This window comes from Citrobacter sp. wls706 (assembly GCF_005281305.1).
GTDB classification, from domain to species: domain Bacteria; phylum Pseudomonadota; class Gammaproteobacteria; order Enterobacterales; family Enterobacteriaceae; genus Citrobacter; species Citrobacter werkmanii.
The window spans coordinates 17,181-30,182 of sequence record NZ_SZXG01000005.1; the positions used below are offsets into that span (position 1 = coordinate 17,181).

General features: G+C 51.8%; 11 protein-coding genes. 9 read left to right on the forward strand and 2 right to left on the reverse strand.

Going from position 1 to position 13,002, the window contains the following annotated elements; all coding sequences use genetic code 11:
• The first annotated feature begins 50 nt into the window (after window positions 1-50).
• Window positions 51-2,075, forward strand: coding sequence for a DNA helicase Rep (gene rep / locus FDW92_RS01465; protein ID WP_042314064.1), 2,025 nt, complete (start codon window positions 51-53; stop codon window positions 2,073-2,075).
• A 37-nt stretch (window positions 2,076-2,112) separates the two neighbouring features.
• Here rep and gppA read toward each other — a convergent pair whose 3' ends face one another.
• Window positions 2,113-3,594 carry a guanosine-5'-triphosphate,3'-diphosphate diphosphatase gene (gppA, locus tag FDW92_RS01470; RefSeq protein WP_042314061.1) on the reverse strand — a complete coding sequence of 494 codons (1,482 nt, stop codon included), beginning with the start codon at window positions 3,592-3,594 and terminating at the stop codon, window positions 2,113-2,115.
• 136 nt (window positions 3,595-3,730) lie between these two features.
• A complete protein-coding gene (rhlB, locus tag FDW92_RS01475; protein WP_003829013.1) occupies window positions 3,731-4,999 on the reverse strand; it encodes an ATP-dependent RNA helicase RhlB in 1,269 nt (422 codons plus the stop codon).
• Between the two features lie 131 nt (window positions 5,000-5,130).
• On the opposite strand from rhlB, the gene trxA reads away from it, so the two are divergent.
• The 8 genes from trxA to rffG all read left to right on the forward strand — a co-directional run bounded on the left by trxA (window position 5,131) and on the right by rffG (window position 12,971).
• Window positions 5,131-5,460 (forward strand): thioredoxin TrxA, encoded by a 330-nt coding sequence (gene trxA / locus FDW92_RS01480; RefSeq protein ID WP_001280776.1) that lies wholly within the window; start codon window positions 5,131-5,133, stop codon window positions 5,458-5,460.
• Window positions 5,461-5,618: 158 nt separating this feature from the next.
• On the forward strand, window positions 5,619-5,720 hold the full coding sequence (locus FDW92_RS01485; RefSeq protein ID WP_110496374.1) for a rho operon leader peptide: 102 nt from the start codon (window positions 5,619-5,621) through the stop codon (window positions 5,718-5,720).
• Between the two features lie 78 nt (window positions 5,721-5,798).
• The gene (gene rho, locus FDW92_RS01490; protein WP_002437993.1) at window positions 5,799-7,058 is read left to right on the forward strand and encodes a transcription termination factor Rho; all 1,260 of its coding nucleotides are present in this window, start codon (window positions 5,799-5,801) and stop codon (window positions 7,056-7,058) included.
• A 238-nt stretch (window positions 7,059-7,296) separates the two neighbouring features.
• On the forward strand, window positions 7,297-8,400 hold the full coding sequence (gene wecA, locus FDW92_RS01495) for a UDP-N-acetylglucosamine--undecaprenyl-phosphate N-acetylglucosaminephosphotransferase (RefSeq protein WP_042314058.1): 1,104 nt from the start codon (window positions 7,297-7,299) through the stop codon (window positions 8,398-8,400).
• 12 nt (window positions 8,401-8,412) lie between these two features.
• A complete protein-coding gene (gene wzzE / locus FDW92_RS01500) occupies window positions 8,413-9,459 on the forward strand; it encodes an ECA polysaccharide chain length modulation protein (RefSeq protein ID WP_042314055.1) in 1,047 nt (348 codons plus the stop codon).
• 55 nt (window positions 9,460-9,514) lie between these two features.
• A complete protein-coding gene (gene wecB / locus FDW92_RS01505) occupies window positions 9,515-10,645 on the forward strand; it encodes a UDP-N-acetylglucosamine 2-epimerase (non-hydrolyzing) (protein WP_042314053.1) in 1,131 nt (376 codons plus the stop codon).
• Window positions 10,642-11,904 (forward strand): UDP-N-acetyl-D-mannosamine dehydrogenase, encoded by a 1,263-nt coding sequence (gene wecC, locus FDW92_RS01510; protein ID WP_042314050.1) that lies wholly within the window; start codon window positions 10,642-10,644, stop codon window positions 11,902-11,904. Before wecB ends, wecC begins: the two co-directional genes overlap by 4 nt.
• Window positions 11,904-12,971, forward strand: coding sequence for a dTDP-glucose 4,6-dehydratase (rffG, locus tag FDW92_RS01515; protein ID WP_042314047.1), 1,068 nt, complete (start codon window positions 11,904-11,906; stop codon window positions 12,969-12,971). Before wecC ends, rffG begins: the two co-directional genes overlap by 1 nt.
• The last annotated feature ends 31 nt before the right edge of the window (window positions 12,972-13,002 follow it).

Sequence of the window (13,002 nt, forward strand, 5' to 3'; positions counted from 1 at the left end):
TCTTTCTGCTACAATCCACCTCCCCGTGTTTACAGATTGAGCAATCCTCTATGCGTTTGAACCCCGGACAACAACAAGCCGTCGAATTCGTCACCGGACCTTGCCTGGTGCTGGCGGGCGCAGGTTCCGGTAAGACGCGTGTTATCACCAATAAAATCGCGCATCTGATTCGTGAATGCGGCTACCAGGCTCGACATATTGCGGCCGTGACCTTTACCAACAAGGCTGCGCGCGAGATGAAAGAGCGCGTGGCGCAAACGCTGGGGCGTAAAGAAGCACGCGGGTTGATGATCTCCACTTTCCACACTCTGGGACTGGATGTCATTAAGCGTGAATATGCGGCGCTGGGGATGAAGTCGAACTTCTCGCTGTTTGACGATACCGACCAGGTGGCCCTGCTTAAGGAGCTGACCGAAGGGCTAATTGAAGACGATAAGCTTATTCTCCAACAGCTGATCTCGACGATCTCCAACTGGAAAAACGATCTGATGACCCCGGCGCAGGCGGCAGCCAGCGCAAAGGGCGAGCGCGATCGTATTTTTGCTCACTGCTACGGTTTGTATGACGCCCATATGAAGGCGTGTAACGTTCTCGATTTTGACGATCTGATCCTGCTCCCCACGCTGCTGCTTCAGCGCAATGAAGAAGTGCGCGAGCGCTGGCAGAACAAAATTCGTTACCTGCTGGTGGATGAATATCAGGATACCAACACCAGCCAGTACGAGCTGGTGAAGTTGCTGGTGGGGAAACGGGCGCGTTTCACCGTCGTGGGCGATGACGATCAGTCGATCTACTCCTGGCGCGGCGCGCGTCCGCAGAACCTGGTGCTGTTGAGCAAAGATTTCCCAGCCTTGCAGGTGATTAAACTGGAGCAGAACTACCGCTCCTCCGGGCGCATCCTGAAGGCGGCGAATATTCTCATCGCTAATAACCCACATGTGTTTGAAAAGCGGCTTTTTTCCGAGCTGGGCTATGGTGCGGAGCTTAAAGTATTGAGCGCCAATAACGAAGAGCATGAAGCGGAGCGCGTCATCGGTGAACTGATCGCCCATCACTTCGTCAATAAGACGCAGTATAAGGACTACGCGATTCTGTATCGCGGCAACCACCAGTCGCGGGTGTTCGAAAAATTCCTGATGCAGAACCGTATCCCGTACAAGATTTCTGGTGGGACATCGTTCTTCTCCCGTCCGGAGATTAAAGACTTGCTGGCCTATCTACGCGTACTCAGCAACCCGGATGACGACAGCGCGTTCCTGCGCATCGTTAATACACCGAAGCGCGAGATTGGCCCAGCGACGCTGCAGAAATTGGGTGAATGGGCGATGACGCGTAATAAAAGCCTGTTTACCGCCAGCTTTGACATGGGGCTGAGCCAGACGTTGACCGGACGCGGATATGATTCACTGACCCGCTTTACGCACTGGTTGGGTGAAATTCAGCGCCTGGCAGAGCGTGAGCCCGTTGCGGCCGTGCGCGATCTCATCCACGGCATTGATTACGAGTCCTGGCTGTATGAAACCTCGCCGAGCCCGAAAGCAGCAGAAATGCGCATGAAGAACGTCAACACGCTGTTTAGCTGGATGACAGAGATGCTGGAAGGCAGCGAGCTGGAAGAGCCAATGACCCTGACCCAGGTGGTTACTCGTTTTACCCTGCGTGACATGATGGAACGTGGAGAGAGCGAAGAAGAACTGGATCAGGTACAGTTGATGACATTGCACGCTTCAAAAGGGCTGGAGTTTCCTTACGTATTTATGGTGGGAATGGAAGAAGGATTTTTGCCGCACCAGAGCAGCATTGATGAAGACAATATCGATGAAGAGCGTCGTCTGGCTTATGTAGGGATTACCCGCGCACAGAAAGAACTCATCTTTACCCTGTGCAAAGAACGCCGTCAGTACGGTGAGCTGATACGCCCGGAACCGAGCCGTTTCCTGTTAGAACTGCCGCAGGATGACGTTATCTGGGAACAGGAGCGTAAAGTGGTAAGTGCTGAGGAACGGATGCAAAAAGGGCAGGCCAGCATCGCTAATATTCGGGCAATGATGGCAAAGGCAAAAGCGAAGCCGTAGGCCGGATAAGCGCGAGCGCCTTCCGGCAAATCAACGGTTAACGTACTTCCAGCGGCCAGTGGACATAGCTTTGCCACTCACTTTCCTGATCGATGAGCTCTTTACCTAGCGGGTGATGTTCCAGCCAGCCTTCAGGTAGTATGACCGTCAGGTGCTCATCTCTTGCATCCAGCTGAATTTCCGGCACCAAATCATCGCGACGACGGCTGGCGAAAATGATCGCCAGTCGTAGCAAACGGCAAAGGTGCTCCGCGATGCGGGGTGGCACGGCGTTTTGCTGATGGAGCGAAGAGAGATCGACCGGATTGGTCTGGTTGAGTAACAGCGTGGCTAACAGTTTTTTCTGCGCCGGCGTAAAACCCGGAAGATCGAGATTGCGCACCAGATAAGCCGCATGCTGTGGCGCCTGTTTAAAATCAACGCTCAGCCCAATTTCATGCAGCTGGCAGGCGCTAATCAGCAGTTCGCGACTAATTGCTTCCAGATGCCACTTATTTTCCACTTGATCGAGGAATTTAGTGGCTAACATGGCAACGCGATGCGCTTGCTCTGTATCGACCATAAATCGACGCTGAATATTACGTAACGTGCGGCTGCGAATATCCTGATCCACTGCCAGATGTAGCATGCCATAGACCAGCCCTTCGCGTAATGCGCCGCCAGCAAGGGTCATGCACTGAATATTCAGTTCGGTGAAAATGGCAATCAGGATCGCCAGCCCGCTGGGGAAAACCAGCGCACGTTCCAGCGTTAAGCCTTCAATTTCCAGCTCTTCCAGACGACCACAATGAATGGCTCGCTGCTTTAGCTGCTGAAGTTTCGCCAGCGTGATACGTTCATCCATGCCTTGCGCCATCATGATTTCCTGCAACGCCTGGACGGTACCAGAAGCACCAACGCAGACTTTCCAGCCATGAAAACGCAGTTTGTCAGCGACCGGACGCAGTACTTCGCGCGCAGCCTTCTCGGCCTGGTCGAAGTTTTCCTGCGCCAGATTACGATCGGTAAAATACCGTTCGAGCCAGGTGACGCAGCCCATTGACAGGCTAAACAAGGAAGTCGTTTGTGCGCCGGAGCCGGTAACCAGTTCAGTGCTGGCGCCGCCAATATCAACGACCAGACGCTGATCGGCCCCGCCGGTAGTGTGGGCAACACCCTGATAAATCAGTCGTGCTTCTTCTTCGCCGCTAATGACCTGGACAGGACAGCCAAGGATTTCTTGCGCTTTGGCGATAAACACATCGGCATTTACGGCGATGCGTAATGTTGCCGTGGCGACCACGCGGATTTGTGGTTGAGGAATATCCTGCAGGCGTTCAGCAAACAGGCGCAGACATTGCCAACCGCGCTCCATCGCCTCTGTGGAGAGAACGTAATCGCTGTTGAGTCCAGCGGCCAGACGCACTTTGCGTTTTATACGCGTGAGCGTCTGGATGCTTCCCGCCACCTCGCGTACGACCAGCATATGAAAACTATTGGAGCCGAGATCGATTGCTGCATACAACGAGGTAGAGTTCATACACTTCATCCTTCAACCTGTATCTGTGTTGGCTGCGTTCTCTCACCCGAATCACTTACTTTTGTAAGCTCATCGGGATTCGTTTTCTTGCCGCCTTGATAAAGGCTGAATGATTTTGTGTATGGCATAGCTTTTCTTAACCTGAACGACGACGATTACGCGGAGCGCCACCGGTACGACGCGGGCCATTACCTGTGCGCGGGCGCGTCAGGCGCAGCGGCTTCGGCAGATCGGTCATTAGCGCATCCGGGTTGTACTTGCTGACCGGAATTGAGTGGCCGATATAGGTCTCGATTGCAGGTAAATTCAGCGCGTATTCTTCGCAGGCCAGGCTGATAGAGTGACCGCTTGCGCCAGCACGACCCGTACGACCGATACGGTGAACGTAATCTTCACAGTCATCCGGCAGGTCATAGTTAAAGACGTGCGTTACGGCTGGGATATGCAGGCCACGCGCGGCAACGTCAGTCGCAACAAGAATGTCGAGATCGCCACGGGTGAACTCATCCAGGATACGCAGGCGTTTTTTCTGCGCCACGTCACCGGTCAACAGGCCGACGCGATGACCGTCCGCAGCGAGGCTGCCCCAAATATCTTCACAACGGTGCTTGGTGTTAGCAAAGACGATGGCGCGATCTGGCCACTCTTCTTCAATCAGCGTTTGCAATAAACGCATTTTTTCTTCGTTGGAAGGATAGAAGAGTTCCTCTTTAATGCGGTGACCTGTTTTCTGCTCCGGTTCGACTTCAACGTACTCAGCGTTATTCATCTGTTCGAACGCCAGTTCGCGGACGCGATAAGAGAGGGTTGCAGAAAACAGCATGTTCAGACGTTGGGTGGTTGGCGGCATACGACGGAACAGCCAACGGATATCTTTAATAAAGCCCAGATCGTACATACGATCGGCTTCATCCAGCACCACGACCTGAATCGCGCCCAGGTTAATGTGGTTCTGCTTTGCATAGTCAATGAGACGACCGGTCGTGCCGATAAGAATATCGACGCCGCTTTCCAGCACTTTCAGCTGTTTGTCGTAACCGTCGCCGCCATAAGCCAGGCCTAATTTCAGACCGGTGGTCTGTGCCAGCGGCTCGGCATCGGCGTGGATCTGCACGGCTAACTCACGCGTTGGCGCCATAATTAACGCACGCGGTTGGTTCACCTTGCGATCGGCAATCGCGGGATGAGAGAGAAGATAATGAAACGTTGACGTCAGGAACGCCATCGTTTTTCCGGTACCGGTTTGCGCCTGCCCTGCAACATCACGACCTGCCAGCGTTAGCGGCAGCGCGAGGGCCTGAATGGGCGTGCAGTTATGAAACCCTTTATTTTCAAGGGCTTCTATCACCTTTGGGTGCAGGGCGAAGTCGGAAAACTTCTGTTCTGTTAAATGTGTTTTGCTCATAGTGTGGTAGAATATCAGCTTACTATTGCTTTACGAAAGCGTATCCGGTGAAATAAAGTCAACCTTTAGTTGGTTAATGCTACACCAACAGCCTACACCAACACGCCAGGCTTATTCCTGTGGAGTTATATATGAGCGATAAAATTATTCACCTGACTGACGACAGTTTTGACACGGATGTACTCAAAGCGGACGGAGCGATCCTTGTTGATTTCTGGGCAGAGTGGTGCGGTCCGTGCAAAATGATCGCTCCGATTCTGGATGAAATCGCTGACGAATATCAGGGCAAACTGACGGTTGCTAAACTGAACATTGACCAAAACCCAGGCACCGCGCCGAAGTATGGTATTCGTGGTATCCCGACCCTGCTGCTGTTTAAAAACGGCGAAGTAGCGGCGACTAAAGTCGGCGCACTGTCCAAAGGTCAGTTGAAAGAATTCCTCGACGCGAATTTGGCGTAAGGAAGTCTCATGATCGGGCGACCATACTTCGAATTGATTCGGATGACTGGACGCCCGACTTGAGTCGTGCTAAGTTAGTGTTGACTTCGTATTAAACATACCTTATTAAGTTTGAATCTGGTTACATCCCATACTTCCCGTTGTTTCTCGCGCGAGAAGTGGACAGATTCAGGGCCTTATCACTCAATCCGTCTTGTCGTTTCAGTTCTGCGTACTTTCCTGTGACCAGACAGCGAACAGACATGAGTCGATGGCCGTAAACAGGCATGGATGACCCTGCCATACCATTCACAACATTAAGTTCGAGATTTACCCCAAGTTTAAGAACTCACACCATTATGAATCTTACCGAATTAAAGAATACGCCGGTTTCTGAGCTGATCACTCTCGGCGAAAATATGGGCCTTGAAAACCTGGCTCGTATGCGCAAGCAGGACATTATTTTTGCCATCCTGAAGCAGCACGCAAAGAGTGGCGAGGATATCTTTGGTGACGGTGTGCTGGAGATATTGCAGGACGGATTTGGTTTCCTCCGCTCTGCAGACAGCTCCTACCTCGCCGGTCCTGATGACATCTACGTTTCTCCCAGCCAAATCCGCCGTTTCAACCTCCGCACTGGTGATACCATTTCTGGTAAGATTCGCCCGCCGAAAGAAGGTGAACGCTACTTTGCGCTGTTGAAAGTTAATGAAGTCAACTACGACAAACCGGAAAACGCCCGTAACAAAATCCTCTTTGAGAACTTAACCCCGCTGCACGCAAACTCTCGTCTGCGTATGGAACGTGGTAACGGTTCTACTGAAGACTTAACGGCGCGCGTACTGGATCTGGCATCGCCGATCGGTCGTGGCCAGCGTGGTCTGATTGTTGCTCCGCCGAAAGCGGGTAAAACCATGCTGCTGCAGAATATCGCGCAGAGCATTGCATACAACCATCCAGACTGTGTGCTGATGGTGCTGCTGATTGACGAACGTCCGGAAGAAGTAACCGAGATGCAGCGTCTGGTGAAAGGTGAAGTGGTTGCGTCTACTTTTGACGAACCAGCATCCCGTCACGTTCAGGTTGCGGAAATGGTCATCGAGAAGGCAAAACGCCTGGTTGAACACAAGAAAGACGTTATCATTCTGCTCGACTCCATCACCCGTCTGGCGCGTGCTTATAACACCGTGGTTCCGGCTTCCGGTAAAGTGCTGACCGGTGGTGTGGACGCTAACGCCCTGCACCGTCCGAAGCGTTTCTTTGGTGCTGCGCGTAACGTGGAAGAGGGCGGCAGCCTGACCATCATCGCGACTGCGCTGATCGATACCGGCTCTAAAATGGATGAAGTTATCTACGAAGAGTTTAAAGGTACCGGCAACATGGAACTGCACCTCTCTCGTAAGATTGCGGAAAAACGCGTCTTCCCGGCTATCGACTACAACCGTTCCGGTACCCGTAAAGAAGAGCTGCTCACCACCCAGGAAGAGCTGCAGAAAATGTGGATCCTGCGCAAAATCATCCATCCGATGGGTGAAATCGACGCCATGGAATTCCTCATTAATAAGCTGGCGATGACCAAGACCAACGACGACTTCTTCGACATGATGAAGCGTTCCTGATCCTGGCATCATCTGAAAACGCCACGTTTTTACGTGGCGTTTTGCTTTTGTAGATGTAATCTTAACGACACAATAACAATAATCCGGTATGACATACCGCCAGGCGAAGAAGTGTTATAATTCGTATTTTGTGGTTAATAATCATACAGAACCACCTGATATGGAATCGGGTTTCTCTTCTGAATATGCGCCTCGATGGTTATACTTCATATATTGATATTCTTTGAGAGCATGTATAGTGAATTTACTGACAGCAAGTACTGATCTCATCAGTATTTTTTTATTCACAACGCTGTTTCTTTTCTTTGCCCGCAAGGTTGCGAAAAAGATAGGATTGGTGGATAAACCCAACTTCCGCAAACGTCATCAGGGACTGATTCCGCTGGTTGGAGGGATCTCGGTTTACGCAGGCATTTGCTTTACATTCCTCATCGCCGATTATTACATCCCGCATGCTACTCTCTACCTGGCCTGTGCCGGGGTACTGGTATTTATCGGTGCCCTGGATGACCGTTTTGATATCAGTGTAAAAATTCGCGCGACCGTCCAGGCCATTATCGGCATCATTATGATGGCGGTTGGTAAGCTCTATCTTTTAAGCTTGGGGTATATTTTTGGTCCCTGGGAGATGGTGCTCGGTCCTTTTGGTTATTTCCTTACCCTTTTTGCCGTCTGGGCGGCGATTAACGCCTTTAATATGGTGGATGGCATTGATGGCCTGTTAGGCGGGTTATCCAGTGTTTCATTTGCCGCGATGGGACTTATCCTGTGGTTTGATGGCCAGACGAGCCTGGCTATCTGGTGTTTTGCCATGATCGCCGCCATTTTGCCTTATATCATGCTGAACCTGGGGATACTCGGACGTCGCTATAAAGTCTTTATGGGCGATGCAGGCAGTACACTGATTGGCTTCACGGTAATTTGGATCCTGCTGGAGACCACACAAGGGAAAACGCATCCTATTAGCCCTGTCACCGCACTGTGGATTATCGCCATTCCGCTAATGGATATGGTGGCGATTATGTATCGTCGCTTACGTAAAGGTATGAGTCCTTTCTCCCCGGATCGCCAACATATTCATCACTTAATCATGCGCGCTGGGTTTACCTCCCGACAGGCTTTTGTCCTGATTACGTTGGCTGCAGCGATTCTGGCTGCTATCGGCGTACTGGCCGAATATTCCCGGGTTGTTCCGGAATGGGTGATGCTGGTGCTCTTTTTACTGGCATTTGTTTTATACGACTTTTGTATTAAACGTGCCTGGAAGGTAGCGAGATTTATCAAACGCTTGAAGCGCAAGCTGCGTAGAAACCGTGAAAGTAAACCAAACTTAACCAAATAAATTGAGGGTACGATGACACAACCATTACCGGGAGAACACGCCGTGAGCGCTGAAAATGAACTGGATATCCGTGGGTTGTTTCGTACCTTGTGGGCAGGGAAGGCGTGGATCGTCGGTATAGCGCTCGCCTTTGCGCTAGCCGCTCTTGCCTATACTTTTTTTGCTCGTCAGGAGTGGAGTGCTACGGCGATTTCAGATAGGCCAACGGTCAATATGTTGGGGGGTTACTATTCTCAACAGCAGTTTTTGCGTAACCTGGATATTAAGGCCAGTCTCGCATCTGCGGACCAGCCGTCGGTGATGGACGAAGCCTACAAAGAATTCATCATGCAGCTTGCCTCCTGGGATACGCGCCGTGAATTCTGGCAGCAGACTGATTACTATAAGCAGCGTATGGTGGGTAACAGTAAAGCCGATGCGGCGATGCTGGACGAACTGATCAATAACATTCAGTTTATGCCTGGCGATGCGATGCGTAATACCAATGACAGTGTGAAACTGATTGCGGAGACGGCTCCTGATGCCAACAATCTGCTGCGTCAGTACGTCGCCTTTGCCAGCCAGCGTGCGGCGCGTCATCTGAACGAAGAGTTAAAAGGGGCCTGGGCTGCACGCACCGTGCAGATGAAGGCGCAGGTTAAGCGCCAGGAAGAAGTGGCGAAATCGATATTCTCCCGCCGTGTTCACAATATTGAGCAGGCACTCAAAATTGCCGAACAGCATAACATTTCTCGTACTTCCACCGATGTTCCTGCTGATGAGTTGCCGGATTCTGAACTGTTCTTGCTTGGACGCCCTATGCTGCAGGCGCGACTCGAAAACCTACAGTCCGTTGGTCCGGATTTTGATCTGGACTACTTCCAAAACCGAGCCATGCTTAACACACTGAACGTTGGGCCAACTCTGGATCCTCGCTTTCAGACATATCGTTATTTGCGTACGCCGGAAGAGCCAGTAAAACGTGACAGCCCTCGCCGTGCCTTCCTGATGATTATGTGGGGCATCGTTGGGGCTCTGATTGGTGCTGGTGTCGCATTAACCCGTCGCCGCACGATTTAGCAATACCGTTGCAGTGAGGGGCTGGGCCCTCACTGCCAATCCGAAGAGAATCGATGTGAAAGTACTGACTGTATTTGGCACGCGACCGGAGGCTATAAAAATGGCTCCTCTGGTTCATGCGTTGGCAAAAGATCCTGATTTTGAGGCGAAAGTTTGCGTCACGGCGCAGCATCGGGAGATGCTCGATCAGGTGTTGAACCTCTTTTCCATAGTACCTGATTACGATCTCAATATTATGCAGCCAGGTCAGGGGCTAACAGAAATTACCTGCCGAATCCTTGAAGGATTAAAGCCAATTCTGGCTGATTTCAAACCTGATGTGGTGCTGGTTCACGGTGATACCACGACTACGATTGCCACCAGTTTGGCTGCGTTTTATCAGCGCATCCCGGTGGGGCATGTTGAGGCGGGTTTACGTACCGGCGATCTTTACTCTCCCTGGCCGGAAGAGGCGAACCGTACGCTGACCGGGCGTCTGGCTATGTATCATTTTGCGCCAACAGAAAACTCGCGCCAAAATTTGTTACGGGAAGCTATTCCTGATAATCGTATTTTCGTCACTGGCAATACGGTTATTGATGCGTTGATCTGGGTACGCGACCGCGTACTGGCGAGTGATGCATTGCGGGCGGAACTGGCAGAAAATTACCCTTTCCTGAGCGCTGACAAAAAGATGATCCTGGTGACCGGTCATCGTCGGGAAAGCTTCGGTCGCGGCTTTGAGCAAATTTGCCACGCGCTGGCGGAAATTGCCGCGGCTAATCAGAATGTGCAGATTGTCTACCCGGTACACCTGAATCCTAACGTCAGCGAGCCGGTCAACCGCATCCTGGGTCACGTTGAAAACGTGATTCTGATTGAACCGCAGGACTACATGCCATTTGTCTGGCTGATGAATCACGCCTGGCTGATCCTGACCGATTCCGGCGGAATTCAGGAAGAAGCTCCGTCTCTGGGGAAACCTGTGCTGGTGATGCGCGAAACAACGGAACGGCCTGAAGCCATTACCGCAGGCACTGTACGTCTGGTGGGAACTGACCCACAGCGTATCGTAGAAGAAGTCACGCGTTTGCTGCATGACGACAATGAATATCAGACCATGAGCCGTGCCCATAACCCATATGGTGACGGGCAGGCGTGTGGCCGTATTTTACACGCGTTAAAAAATAATCGGGTATCGCTATGAGTTTTACGACCATTTCTGTCATTGGGCTGGGTTATATCGGACTGCCAACGGCGGCTGCCTTTGCTTCCCGTCAAAAACATGTAATTGGCGTAGATGTAAATCAACATGCGGTGGATACCATTAATCGCGGCGAAATTCACATTGTTGAGCCCGATCTGGGCGCCGTGGTGAAAACGGCGGTCGAAAACGGATTTCTTCGTGCAACCATCACTCCCGTAGAAGCTGATGCATATCTGATTGCTGTGCCTACCCCATTCAAGGGAGAGCATGAACCCGATATGGTCTACGTTGAAGCTGCGGCTAAGTCTGTCGCGCCGGTGCTGAAAAAAGGCGCATTAGTGATACTTGAATCGACGTCACCTGTCGGGGCAACTGAACAGATGGCCGCATGGCTTGCAGAAATGCGGCCTGACCTGACGTTCCCGCAGCAGGTCGGTGAACAGGCCGATGTGAATATTGCTTATTGCCCGGAGCGCGTGTTGCCAGGCCAGGTCATGGTTGAACTGATTAAAAACGACCGCGTGATCGGCGGGATGACTTCCGTCTGTTCCGCGCGCGCCAGTGAGCTGTATAACATCTTCCTTGAGGGCGAATGTGTCGTAACCAACGCCCGCACCGCGGAAATGTGCAAGCTGACTGAGAATAGCTTCCGCGACGTCAATATCGCCTTCGCTAATGAATTATCGTTAATTTGCGCCGATCAGGGGATTAATGTCTGGGAACTGATTCGCCTGGCAAACCGTCATCCGCGTGTAAATATTCTGCAACCAGGACCGGGCGTTGGTGGGCACTGTATCGCGGTCGATCCGTGGTTTATTGTGGCGCAGAACCCGCAGCAGGCGAAACTGATCCGTACCGCACGCGAGGTTAATGATGGTAAGCCTCATTGGGTCGTCGATCGGGTAAAAGCAGCTGTAGCCGACTGTCTGGCAGATACCAACAAACGGGCCAGCGAAGTGAAAATCGCCTGCTTTGGTTTGGCTTTTAAACCGAATATTGATGATTTGCGTGAAAGTCCGGCGATGGGAATTGCGCAAAGCATCGCGCATTGGCACAAAGGCGAAACATTGGTGGTGGAACCGAATATCCATCAATTGCCGAAAAAACTGGACGGCATTTGCCAACTGGCGACGCTGGACGATGCGCTGGAAAGCGCCGATGTGCTGGTCATGCTGGTCGACCATAATGAATTTAAAGCCATTAAAGGCGATGCGGTTCTTCAGCAATACATCGTTGATACCAAAGGGGTCTGGCGCTAATGAAACGAATTCTGGTTACCGGTGGCGCGGGGTTTATCGGCTCGGCGGTTGTACGGCATATTATTCATGAGACCCAGGATGCGGTGGTTGTGGTCGATAAGCTGACCTATGCCGGGAATCTGATGTCGCTGGCGCCGGTTGCACAGAATGACCGTTTTGCCTTTGAGAAAGTTGATATCTGCGATCGGGCATCGCTCGACAAGGTGTTTCAACAATACCAGCCAGACTGCGTGATGCATCTGGCGGCAGAAAGCCATGTCGATCGCTCCATTGATGGTCCGGCTGCCTTTATCGAAACCAACATTGTGGGAACCTACACGCTGTTGGAAGCGGCGCGCGCTTACTGGAGTGCATTGGCCAGCGAGAAAAAATCGGCGTTTCGCTTCCACCATATCTCAACTGATGAGGTGTATGGCGATCTCCATTCGACGGATGATTTCTTTACTGAAAGCACACCGTATGCGCCGAGTAGTCCTTATTCCGCGTCGAAAGCCAGCAGCGATCATCTGGTACGCGCGTGGTTGCGAACCTATGGCCTGCCAACGCTCATTACTAACTGCTCTAACAACTATGGCCCCTATCATTTCCCGGAAAAACTCATCCCGCTGATGATCCTCAATGCATTGGCTGGGAAACCGCTGCCGGTATACGGCAATGGGCAACAGATCCGCGACTGGTTGTACGTAGAAGATCATGCCAGGGCGCTCTATTGCGTGGCGACAACGGGCGCGATTGGGGAAACCTATAATATTGGTGGCCACAATGAGCGTAAAAACCTGGACGTTGTCGAAACGGTTTGTAGCCTTTTGGAAGAGCTGGCACCGCAAAAACCGCAGGGTATTGCACAGTACCGAGACTTGATCACTTTTGTTGACGATCGCCCGGGTCATGATGTGCGGTATGCCATTGACGCGTCGAAAATTGCACGTGAATTAGGCTGGATACCGCAGGAAACGTTTGAAAGCGGAATGCGCAAAACCGTGCAGTGGTATCTGGATAATCAGGCATGGTGGAAACCCGTGCAGGATGGCAGCTATCAGGGCGAACGTTTAGGTCTGAAGGGCTAACAGCCTGGTTTTGGCTCCCGGAGGAGACAAC